Source organism: Rhizobium sp. L51/94, assembly GCF_019355555.1.
Classification (GTDB): Bacteria; Pseudomonadota; Alphaproteobacteria; order Rhizobiales; family Rhizobiaceae; genus Rhizobium; species Rhizobium rhododendri.
Window position 1 is genome coordinate 2,616,349 of sequence record NZ_CP072141.1, and the last position, 19,015, is coordinate 2,635,363.

A 19,015-nucleotide genomic window follows, 5' to 3' on the forward strand; every position below is an offset into this window, starting at 1 on the left:
GCTCAGCCCCCACCACCAAGTGTCACGGACATGAAAGCCCGGAATGTCGCTGCGGCCGTGGCCATAGGTCGCGCGCGCGCCCAGGCCAGTCCGACATCCATACTGGGGACGGGTTCGATCAGTCTGCGAACTTCGATGCGCTGCCCCTCGAGAGACCACGGCCGATAAACCATGTCCGACAGGATAGTGACGCCGACACCGGCTGCGACGAGCGAGCGGACGGCCTCGACGGAGCTGGTCGTCAACACGGCATTCGGCTTTTTACCGGCAGCATCCCAGTAGCGTGTGGCGGTCGTGCTCGCCTCGTCGACGGTCAGCATCACATAGTCCTCCTGCGCGACGTCGGCGAGGCTGATTTCGGTCCGTGAAAGCAGGTGGTGATCGGCCGAGAGCCAAAGTCGGCGTGACGATCGCAGCAGCAGTTCCTGTTCGAGTTCGTCCGAATTCGCCAGGTTGGAGACCAGCATGATCGCGATATCCAGGTCGCCGCTGGCCAGCTGTCGCTCGACTTCGGCGCGGGGCAATTCCCTGATCTCCACCGAGATATGCGGGTAGGTCTTCCGGAAGCGCGCGTAGTATTTCGACATGAAGTAGCCGGTCACCGTGTAAGTCATGCCCATGGTCAGTTTTCCCGACAGTTCCGCACGCTCGCGCAGAGGGCTGTGAACCGCAGCGGCGACCGCTCCGGTGATGATCCGTGCGTGATCGAGGAACCGGGCGCCCTCCATCGTCAGCCGCACACCTCCATGCGTCCTCTCCAGAAGCTTGACCCCAAGCTCCTCTTCCAGCGATTTTATCGCTGCCGTTACCGCCGATTGGGAGATGTTGAGGTTGACGGCCGCGTGGCTCACTTGTCCACTTTCTGCAGACGCAATAAAATAATCCAGTTGTTTCAGCGTGATGCTCATATCTGTTCCACCAATTTCTTATTATCGTTTTTTTCGATATTACATTACGAAAATTACTATTTCACAAGAGGCAAAAGCTCGGACAAGATTTGTGCAACGCCGCAAAGACGGCAGCTTATAAGGGGCACGACAACGATGAGCGTCACGCTGAACTGTGACATGGGAGAGAGCTTTGGCCTTTACAGGCTGGGCGACGACGCCGGGCTTATGCCGCTTATTGATGCGGCGAATGTGGCCTGCGGCTTCCATGCATCCGATCCCGACCATATGCGAACAACAGTCCTCCGCGCCAAGGAGCATGGCGTCAAAGTCGGGGCACACCCGTCGCTTCCTGATCTCCAGGGTTTTGGCCGACGCGAGATGAAGATGAGCCGGCAGGAGATCGCCAACTCGGTCATCTACCAGGTCGGCGCGCTGCTCGGTTTCCTGAAAGCGGAAAACATGCCGCTCAATCACATCAAACCGCATGGCAGCCTTTACAACATGGCCGCCCGCCAGGAAGAAGTTGCTCAAGGCATATGTGATGCGGCAGAGGTGTTCGGTGTGCCGGTGTTCGGCATGACAGGTACCCTGCACGAAAGCATCTACCCGCAGCGCGGCATCCGCTTCATCCCGGAATTCTATGCCGATCTCGACTATACGCCGGCGGGTGCGCTGATCGTCACGCGCGAGCATCCGGCCATGGATCCGGAGCTGATGGCGTCCCGCTGCGTGCGCGCATTGACGGACAAGCAGGGCACGGCTACCGACGGCAGTCTCTTCCCGGTTGGCTGCGAAACGATTTGCGTGCATTCAGATACGCCGAACGCTATCGATATTGCCAAGGCCGTGCGCAGCGCAATCGCGCCCTGGCACTGATTTCGGCGGCCGCCACCTATGGCGGCCTTATTGCCTGCATCCATCTCGCATTGTCGGAACAGGAGACCCATTCCATGCCACAGATCCTTTCACCGCTTCCCGGAACGTTCTACCGCAGTGCGGCACCTGGCCAGCCACCTTTGAAGGCCGACGGCGACGATGTCGCGATTGGCGACGTCATCGGCCTGATCGAGGTGATGAAGTCCTTCCACGAGGTCAAGGCAGAGGTTGCCGGTAGCGGGATTTCCTTCCTTGTCGATAACGAAGACCCTGTCATGGCAGGCGCACCGCTGGCGGACGTCGGCTGATGCTGAAGAAGTTGCTGATAGCCAATCGCGGCGAGATCGCAGTGCGCGTCATCCGCGCTGCCAAGGACCTCGGTATTGCGACGGTAGCAGTTTATTCCACGGCCGACGCGGATGCGTTGCATGTTCAGCTTGCAGACGAAGCCGTCAACATCGGTCCACCGGCAGCCAAGAAGTCCTACCTGAACATCGAGGCCCTGTTGGCGGCAGCCCGCGACACCGGTTGTGACAGCATTCATCCGGGCTACGGCTTCCTTGCCGAAAATGCCGAGTTTTCCGATGCTGTGACGGCGGCAGGCCTCGTCTTCGTTGGCCCCTCCGGCAATGCAATCCGCTTGATGGGCGACAAGGTTTCGGCGCGCCTCGCTGCGTCTGCTGCCGGCGTTCCCGTCGTTCCGGGTTCGGTCGGTCGCGTCGAAAGCATCGAGGCAGCGCGGGACGTTCTGGCAGAGACCGGTTTCCCGGTAATGATCAAGGCCGCTGCCGGCGGTGGCGGACGCGGCATCCGCATCGCCAATTCGTCAGCCGAGTTCGAGCAGGCCTATCCGCAGGCCCAGGCCGAAGCCCTGGCTGCTTTCGGGGACGGAGGCCTTTACATGGAGAAGGTCATAGGCCGTGCCCGCCATATCGAGGTGCAGGTGCTTGCCGATGGCCATAATGCGGTCCATTGCTACGAGCGGGAATGCTCGCTGCAACGTCGTCGCCAGAAAGTCTGGGAGGAGGCGCCTTCGCAAGCCCTCTCAGATGCGCTGCGCGAAGAACTCTGCGCCTCGGCCGTAGCGCTCGCAAAGGCCGTCGCCTATTCCGGCGCGGGGACAGTCGAATACCTCTACGACGATGCTGCCGACCGCTTCTATTTCATCGAAATGAACACCCGTATCCAGGTTGAACATCCCGTGACCGAGGCTGTGACCGGCATCGATCTCGTGGCGGAGATGCTGCGGATTGCCGGCGGCGAGCCATTGCGATTGTCCCAAGCCGATATCAGGGTCAGCGGACACGCAATCGAAGTGCGGCTGAATGCGGAAGATCCCGCCAAGGACTTTGCGCCGTTTCCGGGCAAGGTCGGCGATCTCAGAATACCCGGCGGCCCCGGCGTTCGCTTCGATTCGATGCTCTACGCCGGTTACCAGGTGCCGCCCTTCTACGATTCACTTCTCGCCAAGCTGATCGTCCACGCAGAGACCCGGGAAGGGGCGATTGCGCGGCTGCAAAGGGCATTGGGCGAACTCAAGATCTCGGGCATGAAGACGACCAAGCCGCTGTTTCTGGCACTTGCCGCAGATCCGGCAGTCCAATCAGGAGACGTGCATACGCGCTGGCTGGAAGGCTGGCTTGTCGAAAACGCAGCGGCGCTTGCCAGCTGAAAAGGAGAACCGATGTCGATACGCTTCAACTTCGGCGGTGACGAACACATCTTCGGCGAGGTGTCCGAGGAAATGTCGCTCACTTCGTTCTTCACCGGCCTTTCGATGATCAACGCGGTTCGCGAGGCCGGTATCCGAGGGGTCACGGAGACCTGCCCGGCCAATGCGAGCTTCCAGATCCGCTTCGATCCGGATGTCATTTCGCCGCAAGATCTTCTGAAAGAACTGCAGTCAATGGAAGACGCCGCGTCGAAATCCGACGCCGCGCTTAAAACACGCATCATCGAGCTTCCCGTCTATTTCCAGGATCCCTGGACCCACGAGACGGAAATGCGCTTCCGCGAGCGTCATCAGGACCCCAGCGCGACGGACCTCGAATATTCGGCCCGCATAAACGGATACGCCACGATCGAGGAATTCATCGCCGCCTATTCCGGTCAGCCCTGGTTCGTTTCCATGGTCGGCTTCGTGGCGGGCCTGCCATGGCTCTACCAGATGGTGGAGCGCAAGAAGCAGATCGAGGCGCCGAAATACCTGCGTCCCCGTACGGACACACCGAAACTCACCGTCGGTCACGGCGGCTGCTTTGCGGCGATCTATTCGGTACGCGGCGCCGGCGGCTACCAGATGTACGGCGTCACGCCGGCACCGATCTATGACCCGACCCGCAAGATCCGCTATCTCACCGACGAGATGTGCCTCTTCAAGCCGGGTGACATCGTCAAGTTCAAGTCGATCACGCGTGACGAATACGATGGCACGCTTGAGGAAATCGAGGCGAACCGCTGGCAGCCCACGACGCGCGATTGCACCTTCAAGCTCACCGACTTCAACAAAGACATGCTTGGTACCAATGTCCAACTGATGGAGCTTCTCAATGGCCGTTAAAGTCATCAGTCCCGGCCTTGCGACCTCCGTGCAGGACCTCGGTCGCCCCGGCTATTATCACGTCGGCATCCCCGAAGGCGGCGGCATGGACCGGTTTTCGAGCCGTATGGCAAACCTGCTTGTCGGCAACGACGCAGGAGCAGCGGTCCTCGAAGCGACGTTCATGGGGCCTGAGCTGGAGTTCACTCAACCGGCCGTGGTCGCCATCACCGGCGGCGAGTTGCCGCCCAAGGTCAACGGCGAGGAGCGCCCAACCTGGGAAAGCTTCGAGGTCAAGGCGGGCGGCCGTCTCTCCTTTGGCTACCTCAAATCCGGCGCGCGCGCCTATATTGCGATTTCGGGCGGCATCGACGTGCCCGTCGTGCTCGGGTCCCGCTCCACCTACGTGCTGGGCGCGCTCGGCGGCTTTGAAGGCCGCGTGCTGAAAGCCGGTGACGAGCTTCCCATCGGGCAGGCAACCGGTACCGCCGGCCGCTCGCTACCAGCGGCCCTGCGCGGCCTCGGCGCGATGCCGGCAGAACTGCGCATGCTGCCCGGCATCTACTGGCACAGGATCACCGAGGCTGCAGGAAAGCGGTTCTTCGAGGATACCTGGAAGGTAGCCCCAGAGGCAGATCGCATCGGCTACCGCTTTCGTGGGGGTACACCGCTGGAATTCATGCCCCGTGAACAGCCTTTTGGTGCAGGTTCCGACCCTTCCAATATCGTCGATGCCTGCTACCCCTATGGCTCGGTTCAGGTGCCGAGCGGCACGGAGCCGATCGTCCTCCACCGTGACGCCGTATCGGGCGGTGGCTACATGATGCTCGGCGTGGTGATTTCGGCAGACATGGATCGCATCGCCCAGATGCAGCCCCATACGCCAGCGCGCTTCGTTCCCGTCACCCTCGAGGAAGCTCTTGCTGCGCGCGCCGATCGCCGCGCCGAACTCCGGAAGGCGGAAGACTACCTGACCGCCTGAGGCAGCGGCCCGCGACCGGTCAGGACCGGGCGAGGGAAGGGACGAGGCTAAGGTCGGCGCGAGCCGGCCCTTCGAAGCGCCAGCCGACAAAGGCTGGCACGCGCAACAACAAGACAAAGCCGGTAAACGGCGAGACTTTGGCAGCCGAGTGGTCCGCAGAGATCGCCGGTACCGAAAAAGGGGAACATAGCTAGACTCGGCAGGCTGTAACACGGCCGGACCCGTCGTTCCCTTTCCATCGGTAACACAAGGAACTGGGAACATGGTTGAACTGAGCGCGCAAAACATATCGGTCGCCTTTGCAGGGCTCAAGGCGCTGTCGTCGGTGACGCTCGACATCACGCCCGGACATATCAGCGGACTGATCGGCCCGAACGGTGCCGGCAAGACGACGCTCGTCAACGTCCTCACCGGATTTCAGGCGCCGACGGAGGGCGAAGTGAAGCTCGATGGAGCATCGCTCAATCGCCTCAAGCCGCATCAGGTGCGCCGCAGGGGCATCGCCCGAACGTTCCAGGGCGGGCGCCTGTTTCGCGACCTCGCGGTCGTCGACAATCTGGAAGTGACCGGCGTCGGGCTCGGCATGAGCCGGCGCGCCGCCGTCGCCGAAGCTGAGGCCATGCTCGACTGGATGGGCATCGGATCGCTCGGTTCGCGTATCGCCGGAACGCTTCCCTACACGGACGAGCGCCGGGTCGCTATCGGCCGCGCGCTGATGGGCCGCCCAGCCTACATCCTTCTCGACGAGCCCGCCGCCGGCATGAGCAGCCAGGAGGCGGCCGACTTGTCGTCCCTTGTGCGCAAGATCGCCCGCGAACTCGGCTGCGGCGTGCTGATCATCGAGCACAATGTCGGTCTCGTCCTCGGTCTCTGCGACCACATCGTCGTGCTCGATTCCGGTGCTGTCATAGAGGAGGGGACACCGACTGCGATCCGCAACAGCGAAAAGGTCCGCCACGCCTACATGGGGACCGCTGCTGACACACCGCTACCGGTCGTGGAGGTGCTGCTATGAGCCTGCTGGTTCTCGCCGATATCGAGGTTCGCTACGGTCGCCTGACGGCCGTGCGCGGCGTGTCGTTTTCCATCAGGGATGGTGATACGGTTTTCATTACCGGGCCAAACGGCGCCGGCAAGTCATCGTTGCTCCGCGCAATTGCCGGCGTCACGCCCGCCTTTGCAGGGACGATCGATTTCGACGGCTACAATATCACCGGCCGCGCGCCGGAGGATATTGCCCGCCTCGGCTTTTCGCTGGTGCCTGAGGGCCGGGATGTCTTCGGTTCGCTGACCATCGAGGAAAATCTGCTGGTCGGCACCGGAATGAAGGCAAAGGATCGCGGCTGGAAGGCCAAGGTCGCCGAGGATCTCGAGGCGGTCTACCAGACATTCCCGATGCTGAAGGAACGCCGCAACGGCCAGGCCGGCCTGCTGTCCGGCGGCCAGCAGCAGATGCTCGTCATCGGCCGGGCGCTGATGACCAATCCGCGCCTTATCGCCATCGACGAGCCGTCGCTCGGGCTGGCGCCCAATATCACCGACCAGGTGTACGAGCGGCTGATTGCCCTGCAGGCGCTGCGCAAGTTGACGCTGCTGATCGTTGAACAGAGTTCCACCCGCGCCAATCTCGTCGGCGGTCGAATGCTGCTGATGCGCGGTGGCGAGATCGTGCTCGACGGCGACGCGCGCGAACTCGGCACCAGCGAGGCCATCCAGGCCGCCTATTTCGGCTACGAGGACAAGTGAGATGTTGCAGATCGTATTTGACTCGCTGTCACTCGGTTCGCTCTACGCGCTCGGCGCCCTCGGCATCGCGCTGATCTTCGGCGTCATGCGCCTGGTGAATTTCGCCCACGGGGACGTCATCGCCTTCTGCGTCTTCGCATTGCTCTGGCCATCCACGGATGCGATGGCCATCGTCTTTGCCGGAAACCTGCCATGGTACCTGCTGGTGCCGCTCGTGCTTGCTACCGGTGCTGCGCTGTCGGTCCTCTGCGAAGTCGTCGTCTTCCGCCGTTTTCGCCGTGCCAACCCGGCCACCATGATGATCGCCTCTTTCGCACTCGGCTTCGTCATCCGCTACTTCCTGCTGATGCTCTTCACGAGCCGCCCGAAGTCGATCTCGCTGCTGCCCATGCTCTCGCAACCGGTGGAGATCTTCGGCGCCCGGCTGCCTCTGCTGCAGCTGATCACCATCGTCGCGACAGTGTTGATCCTGATCGCCCTTTCGCTCTTCCTGCGCCGCACGAGGTTCGGGCTGGAAATGCGCGCAGCCGCCGAAAACTTCTCGATGGCACGGATGCTCGGGGTGAGGGCCAACCGGGTGATCATGGGGGCCTTCGCATTGTCCGGAGCGCTGGCTGGCGCAATCTCGCTGATCTTCGTCTGCCAGACAGGCACCGCCGATATCCAGATGGGTGGGGCGATCATGCTGATGGCATTCATCGCAACCGTGATCGGCGGCCTCGGCAGTCTTCCGGGTGCAGTGCTTGCCGGCTTCCTGCTGGGTGCTGCCTCCGTCATCATGCAGGTGGTGTTGCCGATCGATGCGCGTCCGTTCCGTGATGCCTTCGTCTATGGCGCCGTCATCCTCGTCCTCCTCTTCCGTCCGCAAGGTCTGATCGCCGCGCGCGGCACCAAGGAAAGGGTCTGATCCATGACCACTGCTACCGCTCCCGCCTTGCCGGCCGAACTGGCATCGCCGCGCAAGCCCGCACCCTTCGCGCTCGCCCGGCGCACGATCATGACGCCGATCCTGCTGTCTCTGCTCATGCTGGCGATCGCCGTGCTGACCGTCATGACCGGCTCGCGTCCGTTCAACCAGGCGGTGATCGATGTCTTCGTCCGCATCACCCTGGTCGTCGGGCTCTATATCTTCATCGGCAACTCCGGGGTCCTCAGCTTCGGCCATATCGGATTTACCTGCATGGGTGCCTATGCCGCAGCGTGGCTGACCATCAGCCCGATGATGAAGAAGAGCGCGCTTCCGGGCTTGCCCGGGTGGCTGCTCGAGACGCGTCTTCCATACTGGGAGTCTGCGATCATCGCGGCGATCTTTGCCGGGCTGGCGGCCTTGGTGTTCGGGCGGGTGCTGATGCGCCTGTCGGGCATTGCAGCCTCGATCGCCACCTTCGCGATGCTGGCGATGATCAATACCATCTACTCCAACTGGCAGGACGTCACCGGCGCGACGTCGTCGGTGGTGGGCATTCCCATCGTCCGCCTCATCTGGCCTTACGTGGGTGCTGCCGTCCTCGCCATCTTCATCGCTTGGGCCCATGCCATCTCCCGCTCGGGACTGGCCTTGCGCGCCGCCCGCGACGAGCCGACCGCAGCAGCGGCCTCGGGCGTCGACATCCCGAAGGAACGGTTGGTCGCGTTTACCATCTCAGGCGTGGTCATGGGTCTCGGAGGCGCTCTGATGGCGCATTCGATCGGCGTCGTCACGCCCGACAATTTCTACCTCGGCCTCACCTTCATCACGCTTTCCATGCTCGTCGTCGGCGGCATGAGCAGCCTTTCCGGCGCGGTGATCGGCGTGGTCCTTCTCTCTGCCCTCATCCAGGCTCTGCGCTGGCTGGAGGCGGGTGTCCCCGTGGGCACAGTCACCCTCGCTCTTCCCAAGGGGCTCCAGGAGATCGCCCTCGGTGTCATCATGATCGTAATTCTCGCGCTTCGTCCTGCCGGCTTGATAGGCAATCGCGAGATCACGTTTTTCAGGCGTAAACATAACAAATAGCCGACGAGGACAACAATCGTCAGGCAATAAAGGAGCAGCTAATGGAATACGTAAGAAGACTATTTGCAGCAGTTCTGGCCACGGCATTCGCCGCGGCCGCAGTTCCGGCCATGGCCGACGACAGCAAGATCGTTGTCGGCTTTGCGACGGCCGCATCCGGCTTCATGCAGGCTTACGACAAGCCCGCAACCGATGCCGCGATGATCCGCATCGACGAGATCAACGCTGCCGGCGGCCTGCTCGGCAAGAAGATCGAAGTCGTATCGGCCGACACGAAATCCGACCGTGCAGAAGGCGCCAAGGCCGGCCTGTCGGTCATCGACCAGGGCGCAAGTCTGGTGGTCGTTTCCTGCGACTACGATTTCGGGGCACCGGCAGCGCTGGCCGCCGAAGATGCCGGACTGGTGTCGTTCTTCCTTTGCGCGGAATCGGTCAAAGCCGGTATCCAGGGCGTCGGCAAGCACAGCTTCTCGGCTTCCGTGCTGGCAGCGGTGCAGGGCGCGACGATGGCCGAATGGGCCTTCAAGGAAAAGAAGGCCCAGACCTTCTACCGCCTGCTCGACACCTGGACGGAATACAACAAGGGCATCTGCGACGGCTTCGACTGGATGATGCCGAAGCTCGAAGCCCAGGGCGCCAAGCTCGTGGGCCAGGATACCTTCAAGAACGAAGATGCCTCGATCGCCGCCCAGATCACCCGCATCAAGTCGCTCCCCAAGGAGCCTGACGCCATCATGCTCTGCACGATGATGCCGGGCGCCGTCTCGGCGATCAAGCAGATCCGCGCCGCCGGTATCAACTCGATGATCCTCAACGGCTCCGGCGTCGATGGCAGCTACTGGCTGTCGGCCGTGCCGGACCTTTCGAACTTCTACACGCCGGTTCAGGGGTCCATCTACGGCGACGACCCAAATCCCGATGTGCAGAAATTCAATGCCGTCTATAAGAAGAAGACCGGCACGGATCCTTCCAGCCAGTATGTCTATCCCGGCTATTCGATGATCGACGTCTGGGCCAAGGCCGTCCAGCGCGCAGGCACGACCGATGCCGACGCGGTGGTTGCCGAACTCGAGAAGATGAAGGACGAGCCGACGCTCTTTGGACCGCGCACCTTCACCGCCGAACTGCACCACCAGAACAAGGCGCGCTACCTGATCGTCGAAACCAAGAACGGCAAGCCCGGCGTCGTCGGCAACTGGACGATCTCCGAGCCAGTTCCAATGGAAGCTTTGGTCAAGAAATAACAACCCACCACCGGGTCTGACCCCCCAAAACCAAAAAGCCCGACCGCCTCCAAGCGGCCGGGCTTTTCAAGTTCTGCTACGGAGAAAAGTGTGACGCGGGCTTACCGAAGCTACGCCGAGAGCCGGCCAGGCGGCGGACGTTGATCCCGCGCTAAATCTCACATCTCAGTCGCCGCCCATGGCCACGCTGGCAACAACGGGCAGGGGTCCTTTGCGCAATATCCTGGCGTTCGGCCATGTCGAGCTGCGAGTAGGTGCGTTTCATGTCCCATTCCTTACAAGCGATAAACCATTGTTATCTATTGCAAGTCGCACTTCATCCTTGAACCCACCCCGCTAAATACAAAAGTTGGATAAGATAGATTATGGAACTGATGTGGATAGCCACATACTACCAAACCCCGCACCCATCGCAGATCCACGGCTACTCCGGCGTGTCGATCTCGAACTCGAAGCTCATCTGGTCGTAGGCCGGTTCGACGTTGGCTGGTGTTTCTCTGAGAACGGTGGCGTAGTCGAGCGGTGTGTGCATGTGGGTCAGGATGGCGCGCTGTGGCTTCAGGCGGCTGATCCAGTCGAGCGATTGCTCCAGCGACAGATGGCTTGGATGGAACCGGTACTGGAGCGCGTCGATGATCAGCACGTCGAGGTTTGCGAGAGCCTGGATGGATGCTGGCGGGAAATCGCTGACGTCGCTGCAATATGCGACGTCGCCGATGCGAAAGCCGAGCGACTGGATGTCTCCGTGTTGCTGCAGATGCGACTGGACATGGATCGGGCCGCCGGCGCCGTCGATTACGAACGCCTGCATATCCTCAATGATGACGGGCGCGACGATCGGCGGGTAATTGCTGCCGGCCGGTGTTTCCAGGCAATAGCCAAAACCTTGCCGTATGCGGTCCATGGTGACCCTGTCGGCGTGGATCGGAATGCGCTGGTTGTCGATGTGGAAATAGCCGCGCAGGTCGTCGATGCCATGGATATGGTCGGCGTGTGCGTGGGTGTAAAGCACCGCGTCGATTGCCTCGACCCTGGCGCGGACCATCTGCTCGCGAAAGTCGGGACCGGTGTCGACAACGACGGTGGTGACGCCACCATCGGCTGCAAACTGTTCGATCAGCAATGCCGCCCGGCTGCGCCTGTTCTTGGGATTGGTAGGGTCGCAGGCGCCCCAGTCGCCGGTGATGCGCGGAACGCCCGGAGACGATGAGCAGCCGAGAATGGTGAACCGCCGCCTGTAGGTCACGCCGTCAGATCCTCGGCATCTTCGAAAAAATCCTGAATGCATTCTCGGTCGTCAGCGCCGCTACTTCCGCACTGCTGACGCCGATGGTCTCGGCCAGCACTTCAGCCGTGTTGACGACGTAGGACGGCTCGTTGCGCTTGCCGCGCCAGCGTTTTGGCGCAAGGTATGGCGCATCGGTCTCGACCAGAAGCCGGTCATGCGGGACGGTCCTGGCCACTGCGCGCAGTTCCTCGGATTTGGGGAAAGTCAGGATGCCGGAGAACGAGATATAGCCGCCGAGCGCGACGCCCGTGGCTGCCAGATCGGCACCCGCCGAGAAACAGTGCAGGATGAAGGGGAAGGCGCCCTTCCCTGTTTCCTCGGTCAGGATTTCAGCCATGTCGTCGTCGGCGCTGCGACTGTGGATGACAAGCGGCAGGCCGGTTTCGCGCGCCGCAGCGATATGTCGGAGAAAGCCGGTGCGCTGATCTTCAGGCTTCACGGTGTCGTAGAAATAGTCGAGCCCGGCCTCGCCGATGGCCACCACCTTCGGATGGCGCGACAGCCGAACGAGATCCTCGACCTCGATGTCGAGCTCCTCGTCGGCATTGTTCGGGTGCGTGCCGACGGAGCAAAACACCGACGGATAGGCGTCGGTGATCGCCAGCAGGCTGTCCAGCTTGGCGACCCGCGTCGAGATCGTCACCATCTGGCCGACGCCGGATGCGTGGGCACGCGCCACGATGGCATCGCGCTCATCGGCGAAATCGGCAAAATCGAGGTGGCAGTGGGTATCGACCAGCATTTCGTCCTAAGCCTCCGGCGCCACGTAGCGCGGGAATACCGGCTTCGGTGCCTCCAGCGGGGTGCCCGGCACGAGACGACCCGCCTCGCCCAGCGCCGCAAAATCACGTTTGTCCGCAGGCGCTGCTACGAGGTCCAGCAGCTTGACTGCCGAATCCGGCACGAACGGCTGCAGCAGGATCGCAATCTGGCGAACCACCTCGGCGGTCACGTAAAGGACTGTTCCCATACGGACAAAATCGGTCTTCTTCAGCGCCCAGGGCTCCTGGCCGGCAAAGTACCGGTCGGTTTCAGACACGACGGCGATGATGGCCGCCAGTGCCCGGTGGATCATCTGCTTGCCCATCTCGTCGCGGGTGATATCGGCCAGGGCATCGACTTGCGCCAGCATCGCCTTGTCCTCATCTCTCAGAGGCCCAAATTCCGGAATTTTTCCGTCGCAATTCTTGACGATCATCGACAGCGAACGGCTGGCGAGGTTACCGATGCCGTTGGCAAGATCGGCGTTGATGCGTGTGCCGATGGCGTCTTCGCTGCAATTGCCGTCTTGCCCGAACGAGATTTCGCGCATCAGGAAATAGCGGATCGGGTCGAGGCCGAAATGGGCAATTAGCTCGAACGGATCGAGCACATTGCCGAGCGACTTCGACATCTTCTCTCCACCCTTGGCAAGCACGAAGCCATGGGCAAAGATCCGCTTCGGCAGCGGCAACCCGGCCGACATCAGGAACGCCGGCCAGTAGACGGCGTGGAAGCGTATGATGTCCTTGCCGATCACATGCACGTCGGCCGGCCAGAATTTTGCGCGCGGGCCGTTAGGGTCTTCCAGATAGCCTGTCGCGGTCAGGTAGTTGGTGAGCGCATCGACCCAGACATACATGACATGTGCGGGATCGTTCGGCACCTTGATGCCCCAGTCGAAGGTGGTGCGCGAGATCGACAGGTCGCGCAGCCCCGATTTGACGAAGGACATCACCTCGTTGCGGCGCTCGGAGGGGCCTATGAAATCGGGATCGCTTTCGTAGAGCGCCAGCAGCTTGTCCTGGTACTGCGACAGGCGGAAGAAATAGCTTTCCTCCTGCACCCATTCGACGACCGTTCCCTGCGGCCCGTAGCGCAAACCGTCGGCGCGCTTCTCGGTTTCGTTTTCCTGGTAATAGGCCTCGTCGCGCACGGAATACCAGCCGGCGTAGGAATCCTTGTAGATGTCGCCATTCTCGGCCATCCGGTTCCAGATGTCGCGCGAAGTCTGGTGGTGACGCTCTTCCGTCGTGCGGATGAAGTCGTCGTTCGATGAATTCAGCAGCTTGCCCATCGCACGGAACTCGTCCGAGTTTCGCAATGCCAGCGCCTCCGGGGCAATCCCCTCGAGCTTTGCTGTCTGCTGCATCTTCTGGCCGTGCTCGTCGGTGCCGGTGAGAAAAAACACCTCGCGCCCGTCCAGCCGCTGGTAGCGGGCCAGCGCATCCGTGGCGATCAGCTCATAGGCATGGCCGATATGCGGCCGGCCGTTGGGATAGGCGATCGCGGTTGTGATGTAGAATGGGGAAGTGTCTTTCATCGGCGGCATCGAGCCCGTCTTGTTATGTTTGAAGAAGCTGCGTCGCTATTATCGCAAGTCGCACCGCAGCGAAACCTTGAAGTTTGGCGCCAGCGTCGATCGACCCGGCAGGAGGCGACTACAGCTGCTGTTTGAGATCGCCCAGCACGGTTAATATGGTCTGCTTGCGATCGAGATTGTAGGCCTGCGACACTATCAGCCGTTCGGTGACGTCAGAATGAAGCCGCGACATCCGCTCGGCGTCCACCACCCGGCCTTCGAGTGCCGCCTGGCGCGCCCGTGCCATGATGTCGTCCTCGATCTGGGAGACGAAGAAATCGAAGATCGTTTCGCTCTCCCGGCCCGACAGCACGTCCGCGAGCTTGTGCATCGCCTTGCGCGCTGCAGGCCCGTCGGAAGCCACCACCTGGCGGTAGGCCGCGACAATGTCCGAGCCACTGTAGTTGATGAGCTTCAGCGCCTCGCTGACGCTCCCCTTGGCATCGCGCAAAAGGTTGGCATCGGCGGCGATGTCGAGATTGGACAAAGCCGCTGCCAGCGCTTCATCACTAAGCGGTGACAGGCGCAATGGCAGGCATCGCGAGCGTATGGTCGGCAGAAGCTTGCCGGGCGCGTGCGACAGCACCAGGAACAGCGCCCGCTTAGGCGGCTCCTCGAGTATTTTCAGGATGGCGTTTGCAGCGCTGCGGTTCATGTCGTCGGCGGGGTCGATGATAACGATGCGCCAGTTGCCGGTGCCCGACGTCTGCGAGAAGAATTTACCGGCCCTCCTGACCTCGTCGACGGTGATTGCCGATTTCACCTTGCCGGTCTTCTCGTCGACAGGGCGCGCCAGATAGAGAAGGTTGTGAGACGCGCCTGAAGCGATGGCATGGCTGACGACAGAGGCCGCATCGGGATCGGCGATCTCGCCCGGCGCCATCAGCGGATCGGGATGCGACAGCACATGATTGGCAAAGCGGAAGGCCAGCGTCGCCTTGCCGATGCCCTCCGGCCCCTCGATCAGGATGGCATGGTGGCCCTTGCCGGAACGATAGGACTGGGCCAGGAACGCATCTGCCTCCGCATGGCCGAAAAGCCTGGTATTTTCCATCGGAGCAATGGCGCCGTCCAGCACGCCGGGCCGTTCGTCGCTCATTGTGCGGTCTCCGGCCTGGGCCCCGCCTGCCCGTCATGCGATGCAAGCCGCTGGCTGACAATGGCAAGGATGCGGGCCGCGATCTCTTCGGGTGCATGCAGGGCGTCGATGACATGGCAGCGTTGCGGATCGCCGGCAGCAATATCGAGAAACGCTTCCCGGCGCTTTTCATGGGTTTCCATCTCTTCCTTTTCAAAGCGATCCGGCTCGGCCGTCGTCGCGGCTCCGCGCCTGTGTGCACGCTCGAGGCCGACGCTGGCGGGCAGGTCGAGGATCAGGGTGCAGTCCGGCACGACGCCGTCGACGGCGATCCGTTGCAGCGCCTCGATGAAATCCGGCTCCAGATTGCCCGTTACGCCCTGGTAGACGCGCGATGAATCCATGAACCGGTCGCAGAGAACGATTTTCCCTTGCGCCAGAGCCGGGCGGATGACCTCCTCGACATGATCGTTGCGGGCCGCAGCAAACAGGATGGCCTCCATGCGCGTCCCGAAAGGCTCGGCAGCCCCGGAGAGCAGCACGTGGCGCACCGCCTCCGCACCGGGCGGCCCGCCGGGCTCGCGGGTGACCAGCACATCGCGACCGCTCGCCGTCAGGGCTTCGGCGAGCAAACGGATTTGCGTCGATTTACCGGCACCCTCCCCGCCTTCAAAGCTTATGAACAAACCGGTTCCGTTCGACAATTGCTCGCATCCTGCGATCTCGCATTCAATTCGGCAGTCAGATAGGCACTGCCATCGGCCGTTGGCGCCTGTTTAACGCAAGACGATGCCGGGCGAAACCTTCTGGCCGAGAGTTTGCAATGTTGTACGGTGATTTGCCCGAAGCTCTCTCAAGCCGGCGTCGGCGTTTCCCAGAGCCAGGAAAACAAGAGCGTTTCCGATAGCTCGACGAGAGCATCGAGCGCCCGGCGCCCGAGACCGCCCTGCGCGACATCGCCGTCGGTGAACAGCGGAACCTCCCTGACGACGCGGGTGCCAGAAAACACTTTCAAAATCCCCGCCGGCTGTCCGCTTGCAACAGGCGCGGCCAGCGGCCAGCGGTAGATGACGCGGGCCGTCAGCCGATCGGGATTGTTGACAGGCACGTAGACATCCACGCCTGTCTTGGCGACAAGCCCGACCGATGCCCTGGCGCCGCCGTAGACGCTGGCCGTGCCGATCACTTCGCCCTCATCGAAGACACGCTGGCTCCTGAAATTGCTCAGGCCCCATTCGAGCACACGCTTGGCTTCCTCGGTGCGCTCCTTGTCGGAGCCGAGCCCGCCCATGGCCAGAAATAGACGCCGACCGTCACGCGTCACGGAGGAGACGATCGAAAACCCCTCGCCCTCCGCAAAGCCGGTTCCCAGTCCATCGACGCCCATGGTCAGCGGCAGCAACGGATTGCGGTTCCGCTGGAAAATCTTGTTCCAGGTAAAGTCGGGCTGCGCGAAGGATTTGTAGAGGTCCGGATACTTTGACTGCAGGTCGCGCGCCAGCGTTACCAGTTCGCGGGCGGAAACCTTGCTGTCGGCATCGGGAAGTCCTGTCGCATTGCCGAACTGCGCCTTCGGCATGCCGATCTCGCGCGCATGCTGGGTCATCCTGCGGGCAAACTCCGCCTCGCTGACGGACATGCCTTCGGCAAGCACGATGCAGGCGTCATTGGCCTGCTGGATCGCCACGCCCTGAACGAGGTCGCCGATCCGTACGCGAGATTTCAGCGCTGCAAACATAGTAGACGCCCGCGACGGTGCACCGCCCCTGCGCCAGGCATTTTCGGATACGGGATAGGTGGTGTCGAGGCTGACCTCGCCGCGGGTCAGGGCATCGAAAACCACGTCCAGCGTCATCAGCTTGGCCAGCGACGCCGGTGAAAACGGCTTGTCCTCGTTCTTGGCCAGCAGAACGGTTCCGGTAGAGGCCTCTATCATAAAAGCCTGCCCGGCCTTGGTGTCGAAGGCGGGCGGTGGCGCTTGCGCGACCGCATTTGTGGAAAACAGCACGACTGCAGCGAAAAGGCATTTCAGCATCGATAGTCCCCTTCCCGCTTGCCTGCATTCAAATTACGCGCGGCCCGGGGTGAAGGCAATTGCCACCCTCAATCGACCTGCGCGGCAGCCATCTGCCGATGATACGAAGCCAGTATCGATTTCTGCGTCAGGCCATCGTTGCGGACCATAACGGCATCGAACGCCAGCGCCCGAGGCGCCGCCCTGTCAGGCTCCCCATAGGCGACGGCAAGCGACGACGCCGGCGTCAGCGCGGCAAAACCCTGGCGGGAATTCGGCCGCTCGTAGGGAACGGGCCCGATCTGCGGCAGCGACACGAGGATACCCTGGGCCGCCGGCTCCGGTGCGCCCCAGTTCATCTGTGGCTGCTGCTGCTTGAAGGCCGGCGATGTCGGGCTCGATCCGGCATAGGCAGTCGATGCCATGGGAGCAGCCACGGGCACCGGCACGCCCGATGTCGGGTGGCGGGTCGGCTGGCGCAGCGGCGTCTGCACATAGTCCGGCAACTGGTCGGCGGTCATCTTGCCATTCGATGCGACCATCAGGCCGCTGCCGAACTGGCTGCCGGGATTGATGCCAGGCACGCGGCTGCCTTTCGGCACGTAGGAGGCCATCAGATAAGGCATGTCGTGACCCTCGAGCGGCGCACGACCGACATATTGCACCCGCACCGCGCCGGTCCCGCTGTCGCGAAGATCGAGGAGGTCGGCGCTCTTGTTCGAAAGGTCGATGATGCGACCGGGATGATACGGCCCACGATCGTTGACACGCACGATGACCGACGAACCGTTCTCGACATTGGTAACCCGCGCATAGCTAGGCAGCGGAAAAGTCGGATGGGCTGCAGACAGGCTCAGCTGGTCATAGACCTCGCCATTGGCCGTCAATCGGCCGTGAAATGCGGAACCGTACCAGGACGCGATACCGACCTTGTTATACCTGTAGTCTTCCTTCGGATAATACCACGCACCCTTCACCTGATAGGGATTGCCGACCATGAAGCGTCCGCCGCCGCTCGGGATCTTGCCACTGGTGACGACGCGCGGGCTGGCCTTGACGCCATATTCGGCTTCAGAAAAATATTCCTTGCCATGCTTGGTCTTCAGAGGCGGAGCATGCGTCGTGCCGCAGGCGGAAACGGCTGCACACACGGCCGAGAGAGCCGCCCAACGCAGGCCTCTCCTGTATGATACCGAAACATTCTCGAACGTCATGTCTGCCAAACCGATACGCGATACTGAACAAGGTGGAACAGAAGAGGGTGGATGAGACGACGGGTCTCCAACTCCAATTCCGACCTACGCCCCAATCACCTAACGGGACTTTAATCATGTTTGCATGATGTCAAATTAGCCGGTCCCAGTGGCCTAAAAGGAACAATTGTAACGATCATGGTTAACCAGCAGTAAACGGAACCAGGCAACCCCGCGCCAACGCTGACGGCCGGGAAAAGTATCAACCCGTTGCGTGACTGCGCTGTCCCTACGGATCGAATCTCAACCCCCAGGTCAGGTTCGTCCCCTAGCCGTACGGTTTTATCCCGGGGAAGCTACATGCGTCTGTTTTCGATCATCCTGGCCGGCTCACTGGCGGTTTCCACCACTGCGTTCGCCAATTCTCCCTGCAGCGGCAAGAAAGGTGGCATCGACCATTGCGAGGGCAGCACATTCATCTGCAATGACGGGTCGGTGAGTGCCAGCAAGAAGTCATGCTCAGCCACCATGGGAACGGGCACGGGAGCACTCGGCATCGCCGGTGCCCAACAGGAAGAAATGTCGCCGGCAGCTTCGAGCGACTGCTCCTGCCGATCCGCAACCTATTGCACCGGCCCAAAAGGCGGCCACTTCTGCACCACAGATACCGGTGGCAGGAGCTATCTCCGTAAAGACTGACGAACGAGCCTCGACCAGCCAACGATGTTGGCTTAGATCAATGTGGCGAGGATGCTTGCACCGCCGAAAAGGTTGACGCCGCGTTGCAAGAAGCTATAAGCGCAAGTCGAAAACCGAATTAGTTGCAAACTG

The 19,015-nt window shown here is 61.8% G+C and carries 19 protein-coding genes; 11 read left to right on the forward strand and 8 right to left on the reverse strand.

Translation table 11 applies throughout. The features are described 5' to 3' along the window. Nucleotides 1-2: 2 nt before the first annotated feature. Complete coding sequence (locus tag J5274_RS12865; RefSeq protein WP_142822716.1) at nucleotides 3-908, reverse strand: LysR family transcriptional regulator; 906 nt, start codon at nucleotides 906-908, stop codon at nucleotides 3-5. On the opposite strand from J5274_RS12865, the gene J5274_RS12870 reads away from it, so the two are divergent. The 10 genes from J5274_RS12870 to J5274_RS12915 all read left to right on the forward strand — a co-directional run bounded on the left by J5274_RS12870 (nucleotide 852) and on the right by J5274_RS12915 (nucleotide 10,270). Then, a complete protein-coding gene (locus J5274_RS12870) occupies nucleotides 852-1,766 on the forward strand; it encodes a LamB/YcsF family protein (RefSeq protein ID WP_224127675.1) in 915 nt (304 codons plus the stop codon). The two genes, J5274_RS12865 and J5274_RS12870, sit on opposite strands and share 57 nt — an antisense overlap. Before the next feature lie 74 nt (nucleotides 1,767-1,840). Beyond that, nucleotides 1,841-2,074 carry an acetyl-CoA carboxylase gene (locus tag J5274_RS12875; protein ID WP_142822718.1) on the forward strand — a complete coding sequence of 78 codons (234 nt, stop codon included), beginning with the start codon at nucleotides 1,841-1,843 and terminating at the stop codon, nucleotides 2,072-2,074. Further along, entirely contained in the window at nucleotides 2,074-3,438 is a 1,365-nt protein-coding gene (locus J5274_RS12880; protein ID WP_142822719.1) for an acetyl-CoA carboxylase biotin carboxylase subunit, read from the forward strand. Before J5274_RS12875 ends, J5274_RS12880 begins: the two co-directional genes overlap by 1 nt. 12 nt (nucleotides 3,439-3,450) lie before the next feature. Continuing rightward, nucleotides 3,451-4,326, forward strand: a complete 876-nt coding sequence (locus tag J5274_RS12885; RefSeq protein WP_142822720.1) for an allophanate hydrolase subunit 1 — start codon at nucleotides 3,451-3,453, stop codon at nucleotides 4,324-4,326. Then, nucleotides 4,316-5,287, forward strand: a complete 972-nt coding sequence (locus J5274_RS12890; RefSeq protein WP_142822721.1) for a biotin-dependent carboxyltransferase family protein — start codon at nucleotides 4,316-4,318, stop codon at nucleotides 5,285-5,287. Before J5274_RS12885 ends, J5274_RS12890 begins: the two co-directional genes overlap by 11 nt. Before the next feature lie 262 nt (nucleotides 5,288-5,549). Continuing rightward, nucleotides 5,550-6,302: an ABC transporter ATP-binding protein gene (locus J5274_RS12895; RefSeq protein WP_219274623.1), complete on the forward strand. Its 753-nt coding sequence runs from the start codon at nucleotides 5,550-5,552 to the stop codon at nucleotides 6,300-6,302. After that, nucleotides 6,299-7,033 carry an ABC transporter ATP-binding protein gene (locus J5274_RS12900; protein ID WP_142822723.1) on the forward strand — a complete coding sequence of 245 codons (735 nt, stop codon included), beginning with the start codon at nucleotides 6,299-6,301 and terminating at the stop codon, nucleotides 7,031-7,033. Before J5274_RS12895 ends, J5274_RS12900 begins: the two co-directional genes overlap by 4 nt. Before the next feature lies 1 nt (nucleotide 7,034). Beyond that, nucleotides 7,035-7,940, forward strand: a complete 906-nt coding sequence (locus tag J5274_RS12905) for a branched-chain amino acid ABC transporter permease (protein WP_142822724.1) — start codon at nucleotides 7,035-7,037, stop codon at nucleotides 7,938-7,940. Nucleotides 7,941-7,943: 3 nt separating this feature from the next. Continuing rightward, on the forward strand, nucleotides 7,944-9,026 hold the full coding sequence (locus tag J5274_RS12910; RefSeq protein WP_142822725.1) for a branched-chain amino acid ABC transporter permease: 1,083 nt from the start codon (nucleotides 7,944-7,946) through the stop codon (nucleotides 9,024-9,026). Nucleotides 9,027-9,067: 41 nt separating this feature from the next. Next, complete coding sequence (locus J5274_RS12915) at nucleotides 9,068-10,270, forward strand: ABC transporter substrate-binding protein (RefSeq protein WP_142822726.1); 1,203 nt, start codon at nucleotides 9,068-9,070, stop codon at nucleotides 10,268-10,270. 424 nt (nucleotides 10,271-10,694) lie between these two features. Here J5274_RS12915 and J5274_RS12920 read toward each other — a convergent pair whose 3' ends face one another. From J5274_RS12920 to J5274_RS12950, 7 genes are all read right to left on the reverse strand, one after another. Further along, nucleotides 10,695-11,516, reverse strand: coding sequence for an MBL fold metallo-hydrolase (locus tag J5274_RS12920; protein WP_142822727.1), 822 nt, complete (start codon nucleotides 11,514-11,516; stop codon nucleotides 10,695-10,697). A gap of 4 nt (nucleotides 11,517-11,520) precedes the next feature. Continuing rightward, a complete protein-coding gene (locus J5274_RS12925) occupies nucleotides 11,521-12,300 on the reverse strand; it encodes a TatD family hydrolase (protein ID WP_142828833.1) in 780 nt (259 codons plus the stop codon). A 6-nt stretch (nucleotides 12,301-12,306) separates the two neighbouring features. After that, nucleotides 12,307-13,860 (reverse strand): methionine--tRNA ligase, encoded by a 1,554-nt coding sequence (gene metG, locus J5274_RS12930; RefSeq protein WP_142822729.1) that lies wholly within the window; start codon nucleotides 13,858-13,860, stop codon nucleotides 12,307-12,309. Nucleotides 13,861-13,978: 118 nt separating this feature from the next. Next, the gene (locus tag J5274_RS12935; RefSeq protein WP_219274624.1) at nucleotides 13,979-14,998 is read right to left on the reverse strand and encodes a DNA polymerase III subunit delta'; all 1,020 of its coding nucleotides are present in this window, start codon (nucleotides 14,996-14,998) and stop codon (nucleotides 13,979-13,981) included. Beyond that, nucleotides 14,995-15,681 carry a dTMP kinase gene (tmk, locus tag J5274_RS12940; RefSeq protein ID WP_142822731.1) on the reverse strand — a complete coding sequence of 229 codons (687 nt, stop codon included), beginning with the start codon at nucleotides 15,679-15,681 and terminating at the stop codon, nucleotides 14,995-14,997. Before tmk ends, J5274_RS12935 begins: the two co-directional genes overlap by 4 nt. Nucleotides 15,682-15,830: 149 nt before the next feature. Beyond that, nucleotides 15,831-17,012 carry a D-alanyl-D-alanine carboxypeptidase family protein gene (locus J5274_RS12945; RefSeq protein WP_142822732.1) on the reverse strand — a complete coding sequence of 394 codons (1,182 nt, stop codon included), beginning with the start codon at nucleotides 17,010-17,012 and terminating at the stop codon, nucleotides 15,831-15,833. Between the two features lie 68 nt (nucleotides 17,013-17,080). Further along, complete coding sequence (locus J5274_RS12950; RefSeq protein ID WP_142822733.1) at nucleotides 17,081-18,205, reverse strand: septal ring lytic transglycosylase RlpA family protein; 1,125 nt, start codon at nucleotides 18,203-18,205, stop codon at nucleotides 17,081-17,083. A gap of 339 nt (nucleotides 18,206-18,544) precedes the next feature. On the opposite strand from J5274_RS12950, the gene J5274_RS12955 reads away from it, so the two are divergent. Beyond that, nucleotides 18,545-18,883 carry a hypothetical protein gene (locus tag J5274_RS12955; protein WP_142822734.1) on the forward strand — a complete coding sequence of 113 codons (339 nt, stop codon included), beginning with the start codon at nucleotides 18,545-18,547 and terminating at the stop codon, nucleotides 18,881-18,883. The last annotated feature ends 132 nt before the right edge of the window (nucleotides 18,884-19,015 follow it).